Source organism: Streptomyces sp. NPDC014991, assembly GCF_043080665.1.
GTDB lineage: Bacteria > Actinomycetota > Actinomycetes > Streptomycetales > Streptomycetaceae > Streptomyces.
Map to the genome: position 1 here is coordinate 101,550 of NZ_JBIBVY010000005.1, position 23,039 is coordinate 124,588.

Genomic DNA, 23,039 nt, shown 5'->3' on the forward strand with positions numbered 1-23,039 from the left:
CCCGACCGGTCAGGTCCGGCCAGCCGGAGCGCTCCTCCCCGCACGCGGCAGCGCCCGGACCGTGGGGGGTCCGGGCGCCGGTCTCGCCGTGCGGGTCAGGTCACGGCAGGGCGTGCACGTGGGCCCCCACGGAGTTCGACCAGGCGTTGCCGGCCGCCGCGTCCCAGTTCGTGGACCAGGTCATCGCGCCGCGCAGCCCGGGGTAGGTTCTGGACGGCTTGAAGGTGCCGCAGCCCGTGCCCTTGGCCAGGCAGTCCAGGGCGTTGTTGACCACCGTCGGGGAGACGTAACCGCTGCCCGCGCCCCTCGGTGACGCCGGCAGGCCGAGGCCCACCTGGTTCGGGGCGAGTCCGCCCTCCAGTTGGATGCAGGCCAGCGCGGTGAGGAAGTCGACCGTGCCCTGGCTGTAGACCTTGCCGTCGCAGCCCAGCATGGAACCGCTGTTGTAGTACTGCATGTTGACGACCGTGAGGATGTCCTTCACGTTCAGGGCCGTCTGGAAGTAGGCCGCCGACGTGGACTGCATGTCGATGGTCTGCGGGGCCATCGTGAGGATCAGGGAGGAGCCCGCCTTCGACGACAGCGCGCGCAGCGCCTGCGTCATGTAGGTCGCGTTGAGGCCGTTCTCCAGGTCGATGTCGACGCCGTCGAAGCCGTACGTCTGCATCAGCGAGTGGACGGAGTTGGCGAAGTTCGTCGCCGATGCCGCGTCGTTCACCGACACGGAACCCTTCTCGCCGCCGATCGAGATGACGACCTTCTTGCCGGCCGCCTGCTTGGCCCTGATGTCGGCCTTGAACTGGTCGACCGTGTAGCCGCCGAGGCCGGCCGAGTCCAGGCTGAAGGACACGGCTCCCGGTGTGGAGGTCGCGTCCGCGAAGGCCACGGCGATGATGTCGTAGGCGGAGGGGACGTCGGACAGCTTCTGGACGGTCGCGCCGTTGTTGAAGTTCTGCCAGTAGCCGGTGACCGCGTGCTTGGGGAGGGTGCCGCCTCCGCCGCCGCCCGTGCCGGATGACGTCGTGCCGGTCACGGACGCCGACCTGGCCGACTCGCCCGCCGCGTTGGTCGCCGTGACCTGGAAGGTGTAGGCCGTCGAGGCGGACAGGCCGGTGACCACCGCGGACGTGCCGGTCACCGCCGTCACCTTGGTGCCGTCGCGGTAGACGTTGTAGCCCGTCGCGCCCGACACCGTGGACCAGGACAGCGACACGGAGGAGGACGTCGTACCGGTCACGGACAGGCCGCCCGGCGCCGCCGGGACCGTCGGGGCGGGGTCGCCGCCACCGCCGCCGTCGGGGCCGTGGACCGAGATGTCGTCGGCGTAGTAGGCCGCCTGGCCGTACCAGCCGTGGGTGTAGACGGTGACGGACGTCGTCGACGCGCCGGTCGTGAACGTCGTCGACAGCTGCTTCCAGGCGGAGGAGTCGGGGGTCCAGGTGGAGACGTCCGTGGTGCCCGTGCCCGTCACGCCCAGGTAGGAGTAGCCGCCCTGCACCCACGCGCTCAGCGTGTACGTCGAGTTGGGCTTGACCGCCACCGGCTGGGTGCACTGGGCGTTGTCCTGGCCGGCCGGGGTCGCCTTGAGGGCGGCGGAGCCGCCGTGCGCCGGGGAGGAGACCGTCGTACCGCTGCCCGCCGTACAGGTCCAGTTGGTCAGGCCCGACTCGAAGCCGGCGTTCCTGACGTTGTTGACGTCCGCCGCGGAGGCCGGGGTGGCGGCGAGGCCCGCCACCGAGAGGGCGAGGGCGGTGGCGGCGGACCATGCCGCGAGCCGCCCTCCGCGGGGTCTGGGTATGCCTGATGCGCGGTCCACGGGGAGCCTTTCGGTGGGGAGTCGGCGGGGAGAGGGGGAGAGCGCGGTGGCCACCGCTCGCCTACAAGTTGGTCCAGACCAATCGGGGTGTCAAGAGGTCCAGACCGAACCCGTCCCGGGCCGGCCGGGCAACGTGTACCGGTTTGACGGGACTTGCGCCGGGGGACTTCCCCACCGGCTCCACAAACGCTGTTCTCCGGCCATACGCCCGTGGATACAGTGCTCAGGTAGTCACGCAACGAAGTCGTCCGGCGCATGGGAGTCACCACCGGTTGGGCCGGAGGGTGTGAAGAGCGGGGAGCTGCGCGTGCCAACTGCCATCGCCGTGACCAGTGCCGACATGGCACTGCCGGCGCAGGACGAACGGACCATGCCCGCCGCCGTGCTGAGCGGCCTCGACGACAAGCCGCTGGACCATGCGCTCACCGAACTCCACACCCTCACCGAGCAGTACGGCCATGTCGTCGTCCTGTGCTCACAGGCCACCCCGGAGCCGGTCGTACGGCGGCTGTACACCCTGCGCTCGCTGCTGGAGAGCGACCGCATCGCCCTCTTCCGGCCCGGGCTGCCGCCCCTCGCGGTCGCCGTCCTGGCCCGGCAGCTGCGCCAGCTCGCCTCCTGCGACCTCAGCCCGGGCGTGCTCGCCTCCGCCGGACGGCTGCTGACCCACTACCTCCACGCCGGCGCCGTCCTCGGCTCCGTCGCCAAGCTGGACCGGGTCCCGGTCGGACTCAAGGCGCACGCCAGGTCCTGGGTGCCCGGAAGCCAGTTCGCGGTCGTCGCCCACCCCGAGCCCCAGCTCGTCAAGGTCGCCCCCGGCGCCACCCTCGACGGGCCCGAGTTCGGCACCTGGATGCTGGTCGCCAAGGGGCAGTTGCAGAGCGACTGGGCCGCCGGGCTCGGCACGGCGTGGAACGTGCACGGTCTGCGCGAGACCCCGCTGCCCGCCGAGTCCCCGGTGTGGTGGGGGACCGGCCGCCTGATCGAGTTCTGCAGCTACCTCGCCGACCTCTCCGTCCTCTACCAACTGGTCACCTCCGTGCGCCGGACCAGCTGCCACTGGTGCGGCATGGACGTCATCGGCGACCGCTGCGTCTTCTGCTCCGCCACCCCGCCCGCCCACGAGCCGCCCCGCGCACCGGACCGGCGGACGCCCGCCTGACCGGCCCGGACACCGCCCTCACATCCCGCTCGACCGATTCCCCCAATGAGGTTGCACGGTTCATGAACTCCCGTCAGCGCCGCGGCGTGATACTCCTGATCCTGTCGGTCCTGTGCGCTCTCGGCGCGTTCGCCGGCGTGCTCTCCGTCGTCCACGACGCGAACTCCAAGGTCGGGCCCGAGGCCACCGCCTACCGGGTCAGGTCCGAGGTGAAGCCGTACACCACGCTGGACACGGGCCAGTTCGAGAAGATCCGGATGCCCAGGCGATGGCTGTCCGACCGCGCCGTCACCGACCTCCGCCAGCTCCGCGGCAAGATCGCCGTGACCACGTTGCACCCCGGCTCCCTGCTCCAGACCGACATGATCGTGGACCAGCCCGCCCTCCAGCCCGGCCAGCAGGAGGTCGCCATCATGATCGACGCGGCGACCGGCGTCGCCGGAAAGATCACCCCCGGGTCGCGCGTCAACGTCTACGCCACCTTCGAGGGGAGGAAGGAGGGCGACCCCGACCAGTCGAAGATCATCGTCACGAACGCGCGGGTCCTCGACGTCGGCCAGATCACCGCCCTGGACCCCGACCGCGACAAGAACCAGCAGCCCACCGAAGCCGTCCCCATCACCTTCGCGCTGTCCACCATCGACGCCCAGCGCGTCACCTACGCCGAGTCCTTCGCCCAGCGCGTCCGGCTCGCGCTCGTGGCACCCGGCAGCGAGACCAGCGTCCCCGACAAGGACCGCACCTACGAACTCGCGACGGACAAGTGAGAGGCGGCCATGCCCACCAGGATCCTCCCGGCCGGCGCGGACCCGGACGCCGTCCGCTCCCTCGTCACCCTGCTCAGCCAGCTCCCCGACGCCGAACCACAGCCCCCGGCCGGTGACTCCACCCAACTGGTCGACACCCTCGCCCGGCTCGCCGCCGAATCGGTCGAGGAACTGCCGGAAGTGGTCGTCGTCCACGAACGCATCGGCCCCGTCCCCGCGCTGGAACTGATCCGGGAGATCGCCCTGCGCTTCCCGGCCGCCGGCGTCGTCCTCGTCACCACCGACGCGAGCCCCGGCCTGTTCGCCGCCGCCATGGACGCCGGCGCCCGCGGCCTGGTCGCGCTCCCGCTGTCGTACGAGGAACTCGCCGGCCGCGTCCAGGCCGTCGCCCAGTGGTCGACGGGCGTACGCCGCCATCTCGGCCACGGCGCCGACGTGACCGGCGGGGCCGGCGGCACGGTCGTCACGGTCAGCGGTGCCAAGGGCGGCACCGGCGCCACCCTCACCGCCGTCCAGCTCGCCCTCGCCGCCCAGGCCTCCGGCCGTGCCACCGTGCTCGTCGACCTCGACCTCCAGACCGGCGACATCGCCTCCTACCTGGACGTCCAGTTCCGCCGCTCGGTGGTCGACCTGGCCGCCATCACCGACATCTCGCCGCGCGTCCTCGCCGACGCCGTCTTCCGCCACGACACCGGCCTCGCCCTGCTCCTCGCCCCCGGCGAGGGCGAACGCGGCGAGGAGGTCACCGACCGCGCCGCCCGCCAGATCGTCAGCGCCCTGCGCGCCCGCTACGAGATCGTCGTGATCGACTGCGGCTCCCAGCTCAGCGGCGCGGGTGCGGTGGCCGTCGAGACGGCGGACACCGCGCTGCTCGTGACCACCCCGGACGTCATCGCCGTACGCGCCGCCAAACGGACCGTTCGGATGTGGGACCGGCTCCAGATCCGCAAGGCCGAGGAGACGACGGTGGTCGTGAACCGGCAGGCGCGGAACACGGAGATCCAGCCCGCCCTGATCCGGCGCATCACCGGTACGGCACTCGCCCGCACCACCGTCCCCGCCAACTTCAGGGAACTGCAAGGGGTCGTGGACGCCGGGCGGGTCCACGAGCTGGACGGCAGAAGCACGGTGAAGCAGGCGTTGTGGGCGCTCGCGGGGGAGCTGGGGCTGGTGAAGGCGGGCGAGGGCGCCCACCGCGGCACGGGCCGCGGAGCTGCCGGACTGCGACGGCGGAAGGAGTGAGCCGCCCATGAGACGGGGTGGAGACCGCGCAGACCCGCGGGGTGGAGACCGCGCAGACCCGCGGGGTGGAGACCGCGGACAGGTCAGCATCGAGTTCCTGGGGATGACGCCGCTGATCGTCCTGACACTGGTGCTCGTGTGGCAGGCCGTGCTCGTGGGGTACACCTTCACGCTCGCCGGGAATGCTGCGGACGAGGCGGTGCGGGCGGGAACGGCGGCACCGCGGGGCGGCGCGCGCCAGGCGGCCTGCTCGGCCGCGGGGCTCGAGCACCTGTCGGCGGCATGGAAGGGGAGTGCCGGAGTGGACTGCAACCCGAGCGGCTATGTGACCGCCGAGGTCACGCTGCACGTACCCGTCCTCTTCCCCGGCCTCATCGACTTCCCGGTCGAGGTGAGGGGCCACGCCGGGGCCGTCGAGGAGGTGAAGCGCTGAGATGCCGTACCGGCGCAGGCGGCGCGACGCGGGCCAAGTGGCCATCGAGTACCTCGGGTTCGTCCCGGTCCTGCTGATCGTGGCCATGGCGGGAATCCAGATCGGAGCCGTCGCCTACGCCGCCGAGCAGGCCGGTACGGCGGCCCGGGCCGGGGCGCGGGCGGCGTCCCTGGGGCAGGACGCCCAGCAGGCGTGCGCGCAGGCGGTCAGCGGCGCGCTCTCGGTGTCGTGCGGCCCGGACGGCGGCGGCGCCGGCTCGGTGACCGTCACCGCCACCGTGTCCATCCCGCAGATCGTCCCCGGCTGGCACTTCGACCCCGCCCGGAAGTCCGCCACCATGCCGCTCGACCACCAGCCGAGGAGCAGCAACCCATGAGCCTGCGGGCACGCATCAGCACACCCGAGGACCACGGCAGCCGGGGCGGGGACGGGCATCTGGTCGCCTCCTACCGGGCCAAACTCCTCGAGGAGATCGACCTCGCCGAGATGAGTTCGCTGGCCGCCGCCGAACGCCGGGCCCGGCTGGAACGCGTGCTCGGGCACATCATCAGCCGCGAGGGCCCGGTCCTGTCGACCGTCGAGCGAGCCCAGCTGATCCGCCGGGTCGTGGACGAGGCGCTCGGCCTCGGCATCCTCGAACCGCTCCTGGAGGACACCTCGGTCACCGAGATCATGGTCAACGGCCCCGACGCCATCTTCGTGGAACGCGGCGGCCGGGTCGAACAGCTGCCGCTGCGCTTCGTCTCCACCGACCAGCTGATGCAGACCATCGAACGGATCGTGTCGACGGTCAACCGCCGCGTGGACGAGTCCAACCCGATGGTGGACGCCCGGCTGCCCTCCGGCGAACGCGTCAACGTCATCATCCCGCCGCTGTCCCTGACCGGCCCCATCCTCACCATCCGCCGCTTCCCGCGCTCGTTCACCCTCCAGGAGCTGATCGGCTTCGGCTCGCTCGACGAACACATGGTGTACCTGCTGGCCGGACTGGTGCAGGCCAAGTTCAACATCATCGTCTCCGGCGCGACCGGCACCGGGAAGACGACCCTGCTGAACTCCCTGTCCGGGCTGATCCCGCCGCACGAACGCATCATCACCATCGAGGACTCCGCCGAACTCCAGCTCCAGCAGACCCACGTGGTCCGCCTGGAGTCACGCCCGCCGAACGTGGAGGGCAAGGGACAGATCACCATCCGCGACCTGGTCCGCAACTCCCTGCGCATGCGCCCCGACCGGATCGTGGTCGGCGAGGTCCGCGGCGGCGAGTCCCTGGACATGCTCCAGGCGATGTCGACGGGCCACGACGGCTCCCTGGCCACCGTGCACGCGAACAGCGCCGAGGACGCCCTCACCCGCCTCCAGACCCTGGCCTCCATGTCCGACGTCGAGGTCCCCTTCGTCGCCCTGCACGACCAGATCAACAGCGCCGTCGACGTCATCGTCCAGCTCACCCGGTTCGCCGACGGCGCCCGCCGCATCACCGAGATCGCGCTGCTCGACAGCCACGGCGGGGAGCCGTACCGGCTGGCCACCGTCGCCCGGTTCGACGCCCGGCCCATGACGTCCGACGGCCGTGTCCACGGCACCTTCCAGTACTTCCCGCTGCCCCGCCGCACCGCCGACCGCCTCTACATGGCGAGCCAGCCCGTCCCGCAGGCCTTCGGCGTCGCCCACTCCGCGGAACAGCTCGCGACCCGAGAAGCCAGGTAGGACCATGGAACTGCACACCCTCGTCCAGCTCACCACCGGTGTGACGCTGCTGACCTGCGTCCTGGCGGTGGCCGGCATCCACACCTACGCCTCGGGCCGGGCCCGGCGCGCCGCCCTCGTCGACCGCCTCGCCCACACCGACGCGCCCCCGGCGACCGGCCGCCGGCGCCACTTCCGCGACCTGGACCGCAGACTGCGCCGCACCCGCCTCGGCCGCCGGCTCGAACTGCGCCTCGCGGCGACCGGCCTCGACGTCACACCGGGCGAGTTCTTCGCCGGCGTCCTCTTCACGGTCGCCGCGCTCTGGCTGATCGGCCAGGCCGCCCTGGCCCCCTTCTTCGGCCCCCTCGCCGGACTCGTCGGCATCTGGGCGGCCGTCCAGTTCCTCAACTGGCAGCGCCGCAAACGCATCGAACGTTTCATCGGCCAACTCCCCGAACTCGCCCGCATCCTGGCCAACGCCACCCAGGCCGGTCTCGCCCTGCGCACGGCGATCGGCATGGCGGCGGAGGAACTGGAGGCCCCGGCGGGCGAGGAACTCGCCAAGGTCGCCGACCAGCTGGCCATCGGCCACTCACTCGACGACGCCCTCGGCGAACTCGCCGACCGGCTGCCCTCCCGCGAACTGGTCGTCCTGGTCACCACCCTCGTCCTGTCCAACCGGGCGGGCGGCCAGGTGGTCTCCGCCCTGCGCAACCTCACCGACACCCTGGAGGAACGCAAGGAGACCCGGCGCGAGATCCGCACCCAGCTCTCCCAGGTGACCATGACCTCGTACGCCGTCCCCGTCCTCGGGATCGGCGCGCTGTTCCTGATGAACGGCGTCAAGGACGGCGCCCTGGACCGCATGACCGGCTCACCGGTCGGCCAGGCCAGCGTGATCATCGCGTTCGCCATGTACGCCGTCGGTTTCGTCCTCATCCGGCGCATGAGCCGGATCGACGTCTGAGGAAGGCACCATGGCACTCCTGCTCGCCCTGCTGACGGGCCTCGGCGTCTGGGGCGCCTTCGCGGGCCTGCGCATGTACCGCGCGGACGCCCGGCTGCCCGCCGACCTCGCCGTCGCCCTCGAGGTCGGCGCCACCCGCACCGGCGCGGTCGGCTCGGCCGTCGACCGGATGGGCATGCGCTACGCCCCGGCGGTCCTGCGCCTCATGGGCCCGCGACGAGTGGCCCGGTACCGCCGCAGGATCGACCTGGCGGGCAACCCCGGCGGCCTGACCATCGACCGCTACGCGGCCCGCCGCGCGGTCTACGGCGCGCTGGGCGGCGTGGGCTTCGTGGTCTTCCTGCTCCGCGGCCAGTGGTTCGTGGCCCTGCTCCTGCTGGCCTTCGGCGCGTTCTGGACGGAGGTCGGCATCTGGTCGGCGATCCGGGTCCGCCGGGACGTCATCGAGCGCACGCTGCCCGACTTCCTGGACGTCCTCGCGGTGGTGGTCAGCGCCGGGCTCGGCTTCCGCCAGGCCCTGGAACGGGTCGCCGCCCGCTACGAGGGCCCGTGGGCCGACGAACTGCGCATCACCCTGCGCCAGATGGACCTCGGCATGAGCCGCCGCCAGGCCTTCACGGAACTGCGGCGCAGGAACGACTCCGAACAGGTGGCCATGTTCGTCACCGCGCTCCAGCAGGGCGAGGAACTGGGCGCCCCGATCGTGGACACCCTGGTCTCCCTGGCCAGGGACATGCGCCGCACCGACGCCCAGAACGCCCGCCGCAAGGCCGCGCGCGCGGTGCCCAAGGCCACGCTGATGATCACCACGTTCATGGTCCCCGCCACCATGCTCCTGCTGGGCGCGGGCCTGCTGCTGGGCTCCGGGGTGGACTTCGGCTCGCTCACGGGGAAGTGAGGACGGCCATGACGGTGACACTGCCCGGCCACACCGGCCGCACCGGCGCCGCCTCGACCTGGCGCCGCTTCACCCACCGCGCGAAGGAAACGACCGGCGGTGCGGGGCCCTCCGGGGGTGAGGCGGCAGGGGGAGCGGGAGCCGGCGCCGGGACGGCCGGGGGCGCGGGAGGCCGGAAGGGGGCCGCCGGGGGCGAGGCCGCCGGGGGCGAGGCTTTCGACGGTCGGGTTGTCGGGGGTTCGGGGGCTCGGGCGAGGACGGTGGGGGAGGGGGCCGCCGGGAGTGAGGCCGCGGAGGGCGAGGCCGTCGGGGCCGGGGCGTTCGGCAGTCGGGTTGTCGGGGGTTCGGGGGCTCGGGCGAGGGCGGTGGGGGAGGCGGCTGCCGGGAGTGAGGTGGCCGGGGGCGAGGCCGCCGGGGCCGGGGCTTTCGGCGGTCGGGTTGTCGGGGGTTCGGGGGCTCGGGTGAGGACGGTGGGGGAGGGGGCCGCCGGGAGTGAGGCCGCGGAGGGCGAGGCCGTCGGGGCTCGGGGCGGCGGAAGTGAGGCGGCGGGGTCAGGAGCGGTCCGGACGTCCGGGGACGCGGCCTCGCGGGCTGAGGCGTCCGACGGCGCGGCGCCGCGGGCCGAGGTGTCCGGAGGTGAGACGCCGCGGGATGAGGGGGGCGGGGCGCCGCGAGGCGAGGCGTACGGAGGTGCGGCGGAGGCCTCGCCGGGGCAGGCGGTCGTACCCGCCGAGCCGTCCGAGAAGCTCCAGATCCGTGCCTTACAGGCTCTGTGCAGGCAGGTCTTCGGCTTCCGCCTCGCGATGACCGTCGTGTCGGCCCCCGCCGCCCTCCTCAACGCCGCCCCCGGCCTGGGCGCCCGCCTGGTCGGCGCGGCCGTCGTCGTCACCTTCATGGTGTCGTACGTCCTCTTCCGCGACTGGGAACGCTTCGGCCCCCTCCTCCTGCGCCATCCCAGTCTCCTCGCCGCCGACACCCTCTGCGGCGCCTTCCTCCTCGTCTCGGCGGGCCCGGACACCACCCTCGCCTACGTCAGCGTCTGCACCCCGCTCCTGGCCGGCCTGGTCTACAGCTGGCGCGGCGCGGCCGGCTTCGCCTCCCTGGAGGCCCTGATCCTGCTCCTGGTCCACACCACCCTGAAGGCCGGCCGGCACGCCCCCGTCGCCGAGGCGCTCCTCCTGCCCGGCCTGTGCGTCATCACCGGCGCGATGGGCTCCACCCTGCGCGGCCTGATGCTCCGCTTCGGCGCCGCGACCCAGGCGCTGACGGCGGTTCAGGCCCGCCTCGCGGCGACGGAGGCGGTGAGCGCGGAACGCGCCCGGCTGGCCCGCGAGATGCACGACTCCGTGGCCAAGACCCTGTACGGCGTGGCTCTCGCGGCGGACGGCCTGGCGGTCACGGCCGCGGCGGAGGCGCCCGACCCGGTCCGCGTCCGGGAACAGGCGGACCTGGTGTCGCGCTCGGCGCGCAGGGCGGCGGCGGAATCCCGGGAACTGCTGACGGACCTACGGCGGCACCAGCCGGACCCGACGGCCCCCGTCCCCCTGTGGCACGCCCTGTCCGACCACGCGCGGGCCCTCACCGCCCGCACCGGCCTCCGGGTGACATGCCACTGGCCCGAGGACGCCGCCGCCCTCCCGCCCCTGCCCGCCGCCGTCGCCCGGCCCGTCCTCTCCATCGCCACGGAAGCGCTGGAGAACGCCCACCGCCACGCGTCCGCGACCCGGGTGGACATCCGCGCCACGGTGCACGGCGGTCTGCTCCGCCTCACGATCCACGACGACGGCACCGGCCTCCCGCCCGGCACCACCCTGGAACAGCTCCGGGACTCCGGCCACTTCGGCCTGCTCGGCATGGTCGAACGGGCCGCGCAGGCGGGCGCCCGCATCCGGATCGGGCGGGGCGGCCACGAACGCGGCACGGAGGTACGCCTGGACCTCCGCCTGCCGGCAGCCGATCCCGTTTCCCAGGAAGCCTGAGAGGAGGCACCATGCGGACCTCGGACCGCGAACCCCGGCCGGACTTCCCGCCGCCGGCGCCGGCTCCACCGCCACTGCGGCTGCTGGTGGCCGACGACAATCCCGTGGTACGCGCGGGACTGACGGCCCTGTTGTCGGACCGCCCGGACACCACGGTGGTGGCGGAGGCGACGGACGGCCGCGAGGCGTACGAGGCGGCGCTGCGGCACCGGCCGGACGTCGTCCTCCTCGATGTCCGGATGCCCGGAGTCGACGGGATCTCGGCGTTGCCCCACCTGGCACGGCTGGCCCCCGTCATGATGCTCACCTACAGCCACGAGACCCGGACCGTACGGGAGGCGCTGCGGCTGGGGGCGGGGGGATACCTGGTGCACGGCGAGTTCACGACGGAGCAGCTGGTGAGGGCGGTACGGGACGTACGGGAGGGACGGCCGCATGTCACGCCGGGCGCCGCACGCGCACTCCTCACCGACCTCAGCGAAGATGCACCAGCACATGACATCGAGCAAGCTGCCCCGGAAGTACCCGATTTCTCGGCCAAATCGCTTTCGCATTTGCAACGCTGTGTGGGACAGTCGTTCCGGCGACGGTTCCGGCTGAGTACGAGGGAGGCGGAGATCATGGACCTCATCGCGTCCGGCATGACCAACCAGCAGATCGCCGCCGCCTGCTTCATCAGCGAGAAGACGGTCAAGAACCACATCAACCGCATCTTCGCCAAGCTCCACAGCACCACGCGCTCCCAGGCGGCGGCGAAGTGGCTGGGGGTGTCCTGACATGACCGGCCGGCCGAGCACCCCCCAGCGGATTTGGGCCCACCCCTGGGCCCTGGGACCCTCCGACCGGCCGGGGGATGCGCTCTACGGTTCGTCGGTCGAAAGCAGGCCCAGAGGGGAGCGTCGTGAGCGATCTTTTCCTGAAGGCGGCCGTGGCGACAAGGGTTCGCCTGAACGGCTGGAAGAACACGACGGTCGAGTCCATGCGGCGGAGTGCGGCCGACCGGGGCCAGACCGCCGTCGAGTACCTGGGCATCATCGCGGTGGTGGTCGCGATCGTGTTGGCGATCACGGGGACGGACATCGGGCAGACGATCCTGGACAAGATCAAGGCCAAGATCACCGAAATCACCTGAGGCGTCGCCGCCGGCACGGCGATACAGGGCAGGCCTTCCCCATCTACATCACGGTGGTGGCGGGCCTGCTCTTTCTTGCGTTCGCCTACCTCGCTGTGGGCCAGGCCGCGGTGAACCGGAGTGGGGCGCAGACGGCGGCCGACGCGGCAGCGCTGGCAGCGGCACAGGGTCGTCGTGCCGACCTGACGGGACAGTGGGAGGAAATTCTCGAGGACCCGGCCAAGTGGCAGGAGGTCCTGGAGGGCGACGTGAACCACCACAGCCCGGTCTGTTGGCGGGCCGACCAACTCGCCGCCCAGAACGACGGCCAGGTCGAGAGCTGCGACGACCACCTTCCGCTGGAGATAACGGTCAGGGTCAGGACCGACAAGCGGGTCGGGGACTCGGTCGTGCCGGATGTGGCGGACATTCGTTCCAGCCGCTCGGCCACTGCCGTGATCGAGCCGCTCTGCGACTTCGACGCCCCCGGTCAAGAGGCTGAGAACGCCCCGCTGCCTGCACTCGTCTGCGACGGCAAGCCCTGGAAGCTCGATCCCGCTGACCGGGACAAGCTGCCGAGTCCTGAGGACCTGTTCGATGTCCACTTGGCCGACCGACAAGCGAACGACGAGTGAAAAGGGAAGCGGAGCGATGAGCATTCGGATCACTGCGAGGGCCCGCAGGGGAGTGATCGCACTGACCATTGCGGTTGGCATGGCCGTGAGTGTGGCCGGTTGCGGTGGTGGTGGCAGTGACGACAAGAAGCCGGCAGACCCGGCCTCGGCTTCCCGGAGCGGTGATTCCCACGCCAGCCCTCAGGAAGGGCAGTCGGACGAACCCTTGGCCGAACTCAAGGGCCCGAGCGGCCTGCTCCTGGCCATCACCTCGGCCAAGCGGGACTCCGGTGGATTCATCACGGTGAACGGAAACCTGAAGAACGACGGCGGCAGCACAGCTGTCATCCCGTCCAACCTCAGCGGCAACGAGACCGAGATCATCAAGAACGGCAGCTCACTCGGTGGCGCCACGCTCGTCGATCCCAAGGGGAAGAAGCGCTACTACGTCCTGCGTGACACGGATGGCCGGCCCCTCACCACGACCGGGCTTCCGGCGCTGAGATCCGGTGACACACTGCCGGTCTTCATGCAGTTCCCCTCACCACCCACTACCACGACCGAAGTGGACTTCCAACTGCCCGGGTTCCCCACGGCCGCCCTCAAGATCTCCGGGTGAGGCAGAAGTGACCACCACACCCCGGCTCGCGCTGACGGCCGCTGTCCTTCTGCTCACGGTGTACGCGCACGGCGCGACGGCGGTCGCCGACGACGCCGGCCCCAGCACTCCGCCCGGCACCGCCCCCTCCGCCGCGGCCCCGGTGAAGGTCGATCCCACCGATCCGGATCTGAAGCTGCCGGAGGGGGCCACGCTGGCGGGGGCCAAGGTGCTGGACATCAAGTCGGTCGTGGAGGACCAGAGCGGGGACGAGCGGCGGGAGGACACCAACGCCGACGTGACCTTCGCGCTCCAGGCCGAGGTGCTGTTCGGCAAGGACAGCGCCGAACTCGGCGGTGAGGCGAGGGCCCGCGTCTCCGTCATCGTCGAGGAGATCAGGAAGCAGCACGCCACGCGCGTCCGCGTCTTCGGCTTCACCGACGACCTCGGCTCCTCCGCCCACGGCGACACCCTCTCCAGGCGGCGAGCCGACGCCGTACAGGCCGTCCTCGACCAGGACCTGAACGACCCGGCCGTCACCTTCGACGTCCGTGGCTACGGCGAGCAGTACCCCATCGCCGACAACTCCACCGAGGCCGGCCGGAAGAAGAACCGCCGGGTGGAGGTGTCCTTCCCACGCACCCAGCAGTGAGCCACCCGTCCGTCAGGGCGTCTCCTCCGGCTCCCCGTCACATTCCCTCTCCACCGCCACCTCCGCCTCCACATAGACATCCACCCGCACCCCGGCCCGCAGCCCCCACCCCGCCATCGCCCCGGCCTCCGCCTCCAGTACGTGCCGTGCCCGCAGGCGGGGCAGGCCCAGGCGGCCCGGGGGCATCGTGCGGACGGCCAGGACGGTCAGACGGCGGTCCAGGTAGGCGACGTCGATCGGGATCCGCATCCCGAACGTGTGCACACCGCTCGCCGGTGACAGCAGCAGTGCCCCGTCGACCGAGTCCCGGCCCAGAAGTCCCCTCGTCCGCGCCCGGTAGGACGCGGCGATCTCCAGGGGGACGGGGGCGGTGAGCGACTCCCCGGTCTCCGACCGCAGGAGCAGCCGGCCGCGCCCGTCCCCCCGCCACCCTCCCCGCGGCCTGCCCCTGCCCCCGCCCGGGCCCCGACCCCCGTGCGCGTCCCCGCCCCCGCCCCTGCCCATGTCCGTGTCCATGTCCCGTCCTTCCCCCTCCACGGGGAGCGGCAAGTCCCCCGGTGCGTAATTGCGTTGCCCTCTTCCCGTCCTCCCCGCTAGGAAGGGCCTCATGACTGCACTCGGTGTCGTGTTCCGTCCCCAGCTCCCGCCCGAGCGGCTGCGGGCCGTCGCCCGCCTCGCGGACGAGGTGGGGCTCGAGGAGCTGTGGCTGTGGGAGGACTGCTTCCTGGAGGGCGGGGTGTCCACGGCCGCCGCCGCGCTCGCCTGGACGGAGCGGGTGCGGATCGGGATCGGCCTGTTGCCCGTGCCGCTCAGGAACGTGGCCGTCACCGCCATGGAGGCCGCCACGCTGGAGCGCCTGTTCCCCGGCCGGGCCGTCCTGACCGTGGGCCACGGGGTGCAGGACTGGATGGGACAGGTCGGGGCCCGGGCCGACTCGCCGCTCGGTCTGCTCGGTGAGCACCTCGACGCCCTGCGCGCCCTGCTGCGCGGGGAACGGGTCAGTGTGCGCGGCCGGTACGTCCGGCTGGACGACGTCGCTCTGGACTGGCCTCCGCGGTCTCCGGTCGACGTACTCGCCGGCGGCACCGGCCCCCGCACGCTCCGGCTCTCCGGTGAGAAGGCCGACGGCACCCTCCTCACGTGCGCCACCTCCGTGGACGGTGTGCGGCGGGCCCGGCGGCTCGCCGAGGAGGGGCGGCGGGCGGCCGGGCGCGGCGGCCACCACCGGGTCGTCGTCTACCTCCTGGCCGCCACGGGGGCGGGCGCCGACGCCCGGCTGCGGGCCGAACTCGCCGCCGAGGGGCTGGCGTCGGTGCCGGACGTGGGGGTGGCGGGGGACGCCGCCGCGGTGGCCGGGGCCGTGCGGAGGCTGGCGGAGGCCGGCGCGGACACCGTCGTCCTCCAGCCGACCGCGGACGAGCCCGACCCGGAGGGCTTCGTACGGTTCGCCGCCGAGGAGGTCCGCCCCCTGCTGCCGTGAACGGAGGGCGTTGTCAGTGGCGGGTGTCACACTGCGCCGCATGACCGACGTACACGAGACGGTGGCCCTGCGGGACGTCCTGGACGAGGACCTGGAGGTCCTCTTCGTCTACGAGCACGACCCGGAAGCCGTCCGGCGCTCGACGTTCGTCCCCCGGCCGCGGGACGACTTCTTCCGGCACTGGCGGGAGCGGGTGCTCCCCGACCCCGACTGCCTGGTGCGGACGGTCACGGTCGGCGGGGAGGTGGCTGGGAGCGTCGTGTCGTGGACCGCCGACGGGCGCCGGTTCGTCGGGTACTGGCTCGGACGGCCCTACTGGGGCCGCGGCATCGGCACCCGCGCGCTCGGCCTCTTCCTGGAGCTGGAGCCCGTACGTCCGCTGTACGCCGACCCGTTCTCCGGCAACGCCGCCTCCGTCCGGCTGCTGGAGAGACACGGCTTCGAGCGGATCGGCACGGACCGGCACGGGGAGCGGGAGCACGTGCTGCTGGCCCTCGGGGAGCCCGCCCCGGCGACCTGGGGGACACCGCCGGCCGGACCGCCCGCCTGACGGGCGGCCGGTTCCCCCGGCCGTGGGCTGGGATCATGGCGGCATGGCAGTGAACCGCTCGTTCGAGGACCTCGTGGCCGAAGGGGCTGCCGTGCCCACCGAGGGGTGGGATTTCTCGTGGTTCGAGGGGCGGGCCGCTGAGGCACGGCCCTCGTGGGGGTACGCCCGGTCGGCGGGGGAGCGGCTGGCCGGCGCCGAGGCCGCGCTGGACATCCAGACCGGCGGCGGCGAGGTGCTGGACTTCGCGCTGAGCCGGGCGGAGCCGGCCCGGCCGAGGCTGGTCGCGGCGACGGAAGGCTGGCCGCCGAACGTGGCCGCAGCGACGGCGTTGCTGCGGCCACGCGGTGTCGTGGTGGTCGCCGCGCCGGACGACGCGCCGCTGCCGTTCGCCGACGAGGCGTTCGACCTGGTGCTCAGCCGGCACCCGGTGCGCCCGCACTGGGACCGGATCGCCAGGGTGCTGCGGCCCGGTGGCACGTACTTCGCCCAGCACGTGGGTCCGGCGAGCGTCTTCGAGCTGGTCGAGTACTTCCTCGGCCCGCAGCCGGCGGAGGTGCGGGCCGGGCGCGACCCGGAGCGGGAGCGGGCCGGTGCCCAGGCGGCGGGCCTGGAGGTGGTGGGGCTGCGGGCGGAGCGGCTGCGGATGGAGTTCCATGACGTCGCCGCCGTCGTCCACTTCCTGCGCAAGGTGGTCTGGATGGTCCCCGGCTTCACCGTCGAGGCGTACGAGCCCCGCCTGCGGGAGCTGCACGCGCGCATCGGGACGCACGGGCCGTTCGTCGCGCACAGCACCCGGCATCTCTTCGACGTGCGCAAGCGGGTCGGCCGGTGAGCCCGTACGCGGGCCGGCAGCGGAACCGTCAAGTCACCGTTCGCTGACGGCGTCGCCCGACGGGGGGATCAGGAGGGCACCACGTCGACACTTCCCAAGATGGCTCAATCCTTACGAAAGCACGTGCATTCGGCTGGATCCGCCTGGGATTCTGCTCTGTATCGGTCATGCGACACCGCTGAATCCCGCATTCCGCCCCCACCGGGGCGTCGCCGGATGATTCCGGAGAGTAGTTGTTCCGCGCCGATGCACCCACCATCACTTACGAAGGGTTATGGTGGAAACCCCCCCTCGGGCCGGTCCGTCTCCCCCCCACGGACCGGCCCGTTTTTTCGTCCCCGCGCCGGAACCTCCCCGTACCGGAACCGTCCGGCACGGGTCCGGTGTCCTCACCGGCGGGGACCGCGCCACGCGGCAGCGGCCGGCCCCGGCGGTCCCGCCCGGCGGCGAAACCGTACGAACCCGCCCCCAAGGCCCGGGCCGGAACCAGGCCTTCGGCAGGGGTAGGCTCAACGGCTCCGGCACTCCTGCTCCGCGCCCAACCCCCGGAGGGTCACGTGAACCTGCGCGACAAGCTGCGCGGCCTGCTCGTCAGGCTCTACGCACGCCGGGTGGAAGGCCACCTGGACCACGCTCAGGTGCCCAAGCACATCGGCGTCATCATGGACGGCAACCGCCGCTGGGCGAAGGCCAGCGGCTCCAGCACGGTCCACGGGCACCGGGCCGGTGCCGAGAAGATCGAGGAGTTCCTCGGCTGGTGCTCCGAGACCGACGTCGAGGTCGTCACCCTGTGGCTGCTGTCCACCGACAACTTCGACCGGCCGCGGGACGAGCTGGTCCCCCTGCTCGGCATCATCGAGGACGTCGTCCGCACCCTGGCCGCCGACGGCCGCTGGCGCGTCCACCACGTGGGCACCCTCGACCTGCTGCCCGCGGGCATGCAGCGCACCCTGAAGGAGGCCGAGGAGGCCACCGCCCACATCGACGGCATAGTCGTCAACGTGGCCATCGGCTACGGCGGCCGGCAGGAGATCGCCGACGCGGTGCGCTCCATGCTGCTCGACGCCGAGGACAAGGGCGTGCCGATGGCGGAGCTCGCCGACTCCGTCGACGTCGACATGATCGGCCGGCACCTCTACACCGGTGCCCAGCCCGACCCCGACCTGGTGATCCGCACCAGCGGCGAGCAGCGGCTGTCCGGATTCATGCTCTGGCAGACCGCGCACTCCGAGTACTACTTCTGCGAGGTCTTCTGGCCGGCCTTCCGCAAGGTCGACTTCCTGCGCGCCCTGCGCGACTACGCCGCACGTCACCGCCGGTACGGCGGCTGACCCGCCGGCCCCGCCCCGTCACCCGCCGGTGACGGGGCGTTGTCGTGCGCCCCGGTCGGGGCGGCCGTGGGAAGGAGTTCACCGTCGCGCTGTTGGCCGCATTTGCATGGCGGCGCGTGTTCGAGGGCATAGTCCAGACAGGTCGACACCCGAACCACGGGTGTCGGATCTCAGCGGGCGGCTCGGGGCCGTCCGCCCGGGAGGCCCCTTGCACCAGCCCGATCGTGCGGTCACGGCACGGACGAAGAGGCGGAGGGCCGGTCGCCGGCCCCACGCGGGGCGGTCGTCGACCGGCATGGACATCCGCGCCCTGCCGGACTGTGTCTCCCCACCCTCCCCGCCCTCCCGGCACTGCTCCCACTCCGTCGCTCCCCGACCTCATCCGAGGGGGTACGTCCTTCCGTGGTGACCAGCACAAAGCGCCACAAGCCAGACCGGCGCACCTATGTCCTCGACACCAGCGTCCTGCTGGCCGACCCGAACGCCCTGACCCGCTTCGACGAGCACGAGGTCGTGCTCCCCATCGTGGTGGTCACGGAACTGGAGGCCAAGCGGCACCACCCCGAACTCGGCTACTTCGCCCGCCAGGCGCTGCGCCTGCTGGACGACTACCGGGTGAAGTACGGCCGCCTCGACGCCCCCATCCCGATCGGAGAACTCGGCGGGACGATCCGTGTCGAGCTGAACCACTCGGACCCCAGCGTGCTGCCCAGCGGCTACCGCCTGGGGGACAACGACTCCCGCATCCTCGCGGTCGCCCGCAACCTCCAGGCCGAGGGGTACGACGTCACCGTCGTGTCGAAGGACCTGCCGCTCAGGATCAAGGCGTCCTCGGTCGGTCTCCTCGCCGAGGAGTACCGGGCCGAACTCGCCATCACGGAGAACTCCGGCTGGACCGGGATGTCCGAACTCACCCTCCCCGGTGACCAGGTGGACGTCCTCTTCGAGGAAGGACACGCGTACGTCCCGGAGGCGGCCGGCCTCCCCGTGCACACCGGCCTGACCATCCAGTCCGAGCGCGGCAAGGCGCTCGGCCGGGTCGCCGCCGACGGCAACGTCCGCCTGGTGCGCGGGGACCGGGAGGCGTTCGGCATCAAGGGCCGCAGCGCCGAGCAGCGCATCGCGCTCGACCTGCTGCTCGACCCGGACGTCGGCATCGTCTCGATGGGTGGCCGGGCAGGCACCGGCAAGTCGGCGCTGGCGCTGTGCGCGGGCCTGGAGGCGGTCCTGGAGCGCCGCCAGCACCAGAAGGTGATGGTCTTCCGCCCGCTGTACGCGGTCGGTGGGCAGGAGCTGGGCTACCTGCCGGGCTCCGAGGCCGAGAAGATGAGCCCCTGGGCGCAGGCCGTCTTCGACACCCTCTCCGCGGTCACCAGCCGCGAGGTCATCGAGGAGGTCACCGCGCGCGGGATGCTCGAGGTGCTCCCGCTCACCCACATCCGCGGGCGCTCGCTGCACGACGCGTTCGTGATCGTGGACGAGGCACAGTCGCTCGAACGCAACGTGCTGCTGACCGTCCTGTCCCGGATCGGCGCCAACTCGCGGGTGGTGCTGACCCACGACGTGGCACAGCGGGACAACCTGCGCGTCGGCCGTTACGACGGTGTCGTCGCCGTGGTCGAGAAGCTGAAGGGGCACCCCCTCTTCGCGCACGTCACCCTCACACGTTCCGAGAGGTCCCAGATTGCGGCGCTTGTGACCGAAATGCTGGAGGACGGCCACATCTGATCCTGGTCGACGCCCACTTGGCGCCGTCCGGCAAAGGCACAAGAGCCTAGCCGGGCGGCGCCTTCGTGTGTGGCGGTTTCCTGAAATCCCGGGGCGCAAACGGGATGTGAGCTTTCACACGCAACACAGAATTGCCACCTGCCATCGGGTTACGGCAGAGTCTCAGTCCTGTCAGGCCCCGCATACGGCACACGTGTACCCCCAGCGGTATGGCACCAAAGCAGCACCTTCAACTCCATAACGACGCCGTATGCCGCCCGAGCATCACGCGGCACTCCCTTCCGGGGAGTTGCCCACCGGGCCCGCGCCTCCCGTGACCACGCAGTTGGGAGGCCAGCGTCAGGGGCACGATCGCGTCCGCCAGGGTCACCGAAGCGGACGGTGCTGGAAGGAAACCGTGTGAGCCGGATTTCGGTCCGGGGATTCGCAGTGGCCTCGGCCACCGCGGTCACCGCTGTCGGAAGCGTCGTCGGTGTTGCCTCGGGCAGCACCGCGCAGACCAACGACGCCGAGGCGACGGCAGCCGACGCGACGCTCCTCGCGGACATCCCCGCGTCTCAGCAGGCGCAGGTGCAGACCGCGTCCCTCACGCAGCAGGCCGACGCACAGGCCATCGCCGCGGACACGAGCGCCAAGAAGGACGCGGAGGAAGCGGCCCGCAAGGCCGCCGCCGAGACCGCGATCGCGAAGAAGGAGGCCGCCGAGCAGGCGGCCAAGGCCGCTGAGAAGGCGGCCAAGGAGCGCGCCGAGACGAAGGCCGCGGCGGCCAGCCGCGACGACGTCCGCGACTCCTCCAGCTTCCCGACCCAGACCAGCTACAACGCGGCGCAGATCCAGGCGATGGCGCGTCAGATGGTGGCCGGCGGACAGTTCCAGTGCTTCAGCAACATCGTGGACCACGAGTCCAGCTGGAACTACCAGGCGGTGAACGCCTCCTCCGGTGCCTACGGTCTCTTCCAGGCCCTGCCCGCCGGCAAGTACGCCTCCGCCGGTGCCGACTGGCGCACCAACCCGGCCACCCAGATCAAGTGGGGCCTCAACTACATGAACGAGCGCTACGGCAGCCCCTGCCAGGCCTGGTCGTTCTGGCAGGCCAACCACTGGTACTAGGCCGGCCGGTACACGTTTCGACCCCGCGCAGCCCCTCCCCGTCCTCGGGGGAGGGGCTTTCGCCCTGTACGGTCGTACCGGAACGACTCCAGGGGGGAGTGGTGGCTAGCACCCGGGGACGCGGGGGAAGAGGACGGACATGTCGCGAGTACCAGGGTGGCTGGGCCGGCTCGGGGCCGGCCTCACCGAGATGAGCGAGCGCCTCGACGAGCGCCGCGCGGAGGTGGAGAAGGACGGCACCGGGCCCGCCCGGCGCAGGCGGGCCGAGGCGCCCGCCGAGGAGCCGGCCCCGCCCGTACGCCGGCCCGTGCCTCCGCCGGGCCCGCGCCCCGACCCGGCCCAGGCCGTTCCCTGGGGTGTGCGGGTCGCCGCCGAGGCCGGCTGGCGGCTGCTGGTGCTGGCCGGCACCGTGTGGGTGCTGATGCGGGTCATCAGCGCCATCCAGCTGGTGGTGTTCGCCTTCGTCATCGCCCTGCTGGTCACCGCGCTGCTCCAGCCGACGGTCGCCCGGCTCAGGCGGCGCGGGGTGCCGCGCGGCCCGGCCACCGCGATGACCGCCGTCCTCGGCTTCGTCGTGATCGGCCTGATGGGCTGGTTCGTGACCTGGCAGGTCATGGAGAACATCGACACGCTCTCCACCCAGATACAGAGCGGCATCGACGATCTGCGCAACTGGCTGCTGAAGAGCCCGTTCCACGTCACCGACAAGCAGATCAACCAGATCGCCAAGAACCTGCGTGAGGCGATCGGCGCCAACGCCGACCAGATAACGTCCGCGGGCCTGGAGGGCGTCCAGGTCATCGTGGAGGCCCTCACCGGCATCCTGCTGGTGTTCTTCTCGACGCTGTTCCTGCTCTACGACGGCGAGCGCATCTGGCAGTGGTTCCTGAAGCTGGTGCCCGCCGCCGCCCGTCCGGGCGTGGCCGGCGCCGGCCCGCGCGCCTGGCGCACCCTGACCGCCTACGTCCGCGGCACGGTCCTGGTCGCCCTCATCGACGCCATCTTCATCGGCATCGGCATCTACTTCCTCGACGTGCCGATGGCCGTTCCGCTGGCCGTCTTCATCTTCCTGTTCTCGTTCATCCCGCTGGTGGGCGCGGTGGCCTCCGGCGCGCTCGCGGTGATCGTGGCGCTGGTGACACAGGGTGTCTTCGCCGCCGTCATGACCCTCGTCGTGGTCCTCGCGGTCCAGCAGATCGAGGGGCACGTCCTCCAGCCGTTCATCCTGGGCCGCGCGGTCCGTGTCCATCCGCTGGCGGTCGTGCTGACCGTGGCGGCCGGCGGCATGGTGGCCGGCATCGGCGGCGCCGTGGTGGCCGTACCGCTGGTGGCGGTGACGAACACGGTGGTCGGTTATCTGCGGACCTACGCCCAGGAGATGCATGACGACGCGGTACCCGAGGACCAGCCGGACGGGTCCGCCGAGGCCGAGGGGGAGGCCGGCGAGGGAACGCCCGATGCCTCCCCCGAGGAGGTCCCCCTCGAACACGCGGAGAACCCCGCCCACGGAGGGTGAGCGGGGTTCCGGTGAGCGGCTGTCCTACTCGGACAGCACCGCTTCCGCTTCGAGGGTGACGCCGACGGCCTGCACCACGGAGGCGATCTTGAACGCCTCCTGGACGGCCTCGCGCTCCACGCCGGCCTTGCGCAGCACCTGCTCGTGCGAGTCCAGGCACATGCCACAGCCGTTGATCGCGGAGACCGCGAACGACCACAGCTCGAAGTCGACCTTCTCCACGCCCGGGTTGCCGATGACGTTCATCCGCAGGCCCGCGCGCAGGGTGCCGTACTCGTGGTCGGACAGCAGGTGCCGGGTGCGGTAGAAGACGTTGTTCATCGCCATCACCGCGGCGGCGGCCTTCGCGGCCGTGTACGCCTCGGGCGACAGGTTGGCCTTCGCCTCGGGCTCCAGCTCACGCAGCACGATCGGGGAGCGGGAGGCGATGGCGGTGGCCAGCACCGTGCCCCACAGCTGCTGCGCGGGCAGCTCGGAGTTGCCGATGACCGAGCCCAGGTTGAGCTTCAGGTCCTTGGCGTAGTCCGGTACCCGGGACTTCAGGGAGTCGAGCGACATGGG

The 23,039-nt window shown here is 72.0% G+C and carries 24 protein-coding genes; 21 read left to right on the forward strand and 3 right to left on the reverse strand.

What is annotated here, in order from left to right; genetic code table 11:
* Positions 1-100: 100 nt before the first annotated feature.
* Entirely contained in the window at positions 101-1,816 is a 1,716-nt protein-coding gene (locus ACF1BE_RS10865) for a chitinase (protein ID WP_392198668.1), read from the reverse strand.
* 340 nt (positions 1,817-2,156) lie between these two features.
* Here ACF1BE_RS10865 and ACF1BE_RS10870 point away from each other — a divergent pair, with 340 nt between their 5' ends.
* The 14 genes from ACF1BE_RS10870 to ACF1BE_RS10935 all read left to right on the forward strand — a co-directional run bounded on the left by ACF1BE_RS10870 (position 2,157) and on the right by ACF1BE_RS10935 (position 13,931).
* Positions 2,157-2,978 carry a hypothetical protein gene (locus ACF1BE_RS10870; protein ID WP_392198869.1) on the forward strand — a complete coding sequence of 274 codons (822 nt, stop codon included), beginning with the start codon at positions 2,157-2,159 and terminating at the stop codon, positions 2,976-2,978.
* A gap of 62 nt (positions 2,979-3,040) precedes the next feature.
* Entirely contained in the window at positions 3,041-3,745 is a 705-nt protein-coding gene (gene cpaB / locus ACF1BE_RS10875) for a Flp pilus assembly protein CpaB (RefSeq protein WP_392198669.1), read from the forward strand.
* A gap of 9 nt (positions 3,746-3,754) precedes the next feature.
* The gene (locus ACF1BE_RS10880; RefSeq protein ID WP_392198670.1) at positions 3,755-4,987 is read left to right on the forward strand and encodes a CpaE family protein; all 1,233 of its coding nucleotides are present in this window, start codon (positions 3,755-3,757) and stop codon (positions 4,985-4,987) included.
* Between the two features lie 103 nt (positions 4,988-5,090).
* On the forward strand, positions 5,091-5,420 hold the full coding sequence (locus ACF1BE_RS10885; protein ID WP_392198671.1) for a pilus assembly protein: 330 nt from the start codon (positions 5,091-5,093) through the stop codon (positions 5,418-5,420).
* 1 nt (position 5,421) lies between these two features.
* On the forward strand, positions 5,422-5,796 hold the full coding sequence (locus ACF1BE_RS10890; protein WP_392198672.1) for a TadE/TadG family type IV pilus assembly protein: 375 nt from the start codon (positions 5,422-5,424) through the stop codon (positions 5,794-5,796).
* Positions 5,793-7,130: a CpaF family protein gene (locus ACF1BE_RS10895; RefSeq protein ID WP_392198673.1), complete on the forward strand. Its 1,338-nt coding sequence runs from the start codon at positions 5,793-5,795 to the stop codon at positions 7,128-7,130. Before ACF1BE_RS10890 ends, ACF1BE_RS10895 begins: the two co-directional genes overlap by 4 nt.
* A 4-nt stretch (positions 7,131-7,134) precedes the next feature.
* A complete protein-coding gene (locus tag ACF1BE_RS10900) occupies positions 7,135-8,079 on the forward strand; it encodes a type II secretion system F family protein (RefSeq protein ID WP_392198674.1) in 945 nt (314 codons plus the stop codon).
* Between the two features lie 10 nt (positions 8,080-8,089).
* Positions 8,090-8,977, forward strand: a complete 888-nt coding sequence (locus ACF1BE_RS10905; protein ID WP_392198675.1) for a DUF5936 domain-containing protein — start codon at positions 8,090-8,092, stop codon at positions 8,975-8,977.
* A 626-nt stretch (positions 8,978-9,603) separates the two neighbouring features.
* On the forward strand, positions 9,604-10,956 hold the full coding sequence (locus ACF1BE_RS10910) for a sensor histidine kinase (RefSeq protein WP_392198676.1): 1,353 nt from the start codon (positions 9,604-9,606) through the stop codon (positions 10,954-10,956).
* 11 nt (positions 10,957-10,967) lie between these two features.
* Positions 10,968-11,732, forward strand: coding sequence for a response regulator (locus ACF1BE_RS10915; RefSeq protein WP_392198677.1), 765 nt, complete (start codon positions 10,968-10,970; stop codon positions 11,730-11,732).
* A gap of 125 nt (positions 11,733-11,857) precedes the next feature.
* Complete coding sequence (locus tag ACF1BE_RS10920) at positions 11,858-12,088, forward strand: hypothetical protein (RefSeq protein WP_392198678.1); 231 nt, start codon at positions 11,858-11,860, stop codon at positions 12,086-12,088.
* On the forward strand, positions 12,085-12,702 hold the full coding sequence (locus tag ACF1BE_RS10925; protein ID WP_392198870.1) for a pilus assembly protein TadG-related protein: 618 nt from the start codon (positions 12,085-12,087) through the stop codon (positions 12,700-12,702). The genes ACF1BE_RS10920 and ACF1BE_RS10925 overlap by 4 nt, the downstream gene beginning before the upstream one ends.
* Positions 12,703-12,718: 16 nt before the next feature.
* Positions 12,719-13,300, forward strand: a complete 582-nt coding sequence (locus ACF1BE_RS10930; RefSeq protein ID WP_392198679.1) for a hypothetical protein — start codon at positions 12,719-12,721, stop codon at positions 13,298-13,300.
* 7 nt (positions 13,301-13,307) lie between these two features.
* A complete protein-coding gene (locus tag ACF1BE_RS10935; protein ID WP_392198680.1) occupies positions 13,308-13,931 on the forward strand; it encodes an OmpA family protein in 624 nt (207 codons plus the stop codon).
* Between the two features lie 12 nt (positions 13,932-13,943).
* On the opposite strand, the gene ACF1BE_RS10940 is transcribed toward ACF1BE_RS10935, so the two are convergent.
* Positions 13,944-14,336, reverse strand: coding sequence for a DUF192 domain-containing protein (locus ACF1BE_RS10940; protein WP_392198871.1), 393 nt, complete (start codon positions 14,334-14,336; stop codon positions 13,944-13,946).
* A gap of 202 nt (positions 14,337-14,538) precedes the next feature.
* Between ACF1BE_RS10940 and ACF1BE_RS10945 the strand changes: the two genes are divergently transcribed.
* The 7 genes from ACF1BE_RS10945 to ACF1BE_RS10975 all read left to right on the forward strand — a co-directional run bounded on the left by ACF1BE_RS10945 (position 14,539) and on the right by ACF1BE_RS10975 (position 22,478).
* Positions 14,539-15,411, forward strand: a complete 873-nt coding sequence (locus ACF1BE_RS10945; protein WP_392198681.1) for an LLM class flavin-dependent oxidoreductase — start codon at positions 14,539-14,541, stop codon at positions 15,409-15,411.
* A gap of 40 nt (positions 15,412-15,451) precedes the next feature.
* A complete protein-coding gene (locus tag ACF1BE_RS10950; RefSeq protein WP_392198682.1) occupies positions 15,452-15,961 on the forward strand; it encodes a GNAT family N-acetyltransferase in 510 nt (169 codons plus the stop codon).
* A gap of 43 nt (positions 15,962-16,004) precedes the next feature.
* Positions 16,005-16,793, forward strand: coding sequence for a methyltransferase domain-containing protein (locus tag ACF1BE_RS10955; protein WP_392198683.1), 789 nt, complete (start codon positions 16,005-16,007; stop codon positions 16,791-16,793).
* A gap of 557 nt (positions 16,794-17,350) precedes the next feature.
* Positions 17,351-18,124, forward strand: coding sequence for an isoprenyl transferase (locus ACF1BE_RS10960; RefSeq protein ID WP_392198684.1), 774 nt, complete (start codon positions 17,351-17,353; stop codon positions 18,122-18,124).
* A gap of 402 nt (positions 18,125-18,526) precedes the next feature.
* A complete protein-coding gene (locus tag ACF1BE_RS10965) occupies positions 18,527-19,852 on the forward strand; it encodes a PhoH family protein (RefSeq protein ID WP_392198685.1) in 1,326 nt (441 codons plus the stop codon).
* Positions 19,853-20,251: 399 nt separating this feature from the next.
* Positions 20,252-20,962 carry a transglycosylase SLT domain-containing protein gene (locus ACF1BE_RS10970; RefSeq protein WP_392198686.1) on the forward strand — a complete coding sequence of 237 codons (711 nt, stop codon included), beginning with the start codon at positions 20,252-20,254 and terminating at the stop codon, positions 20,960-20,962.
* 139 nt (positions 20,963-21,101) lie between these two features.
* Positions 21,102-22,478, forward strand: a complete 1,377-nt coding sequence (locus ACF1BE_RS10975; protein WP_392198687.1) for an AI-2E family transporter — start codon at positions 21,102-21,104, stop codon at positions 22,476-22,478.
* Positions 22,479-22,502: 24 nt separating this feature from the next.
* Here the strand turns inward: ACF1BE_RS10975 and ACF1BE_RS10980 are convergent, their stop codons facing one another.
* Complete coding sequence (locus ACF1BE_RS10980) at positions 22,503-23,036, reverse strand: alkyl hydroperoxide reductase (RefSeq protein WP_392198688.1); 534 nt, start codon at positions 23,034-23,036, stop codon at positions 22,503-22,505.
* Positions 23,037-23,039 lie beyond the last annotated feature (3 nt).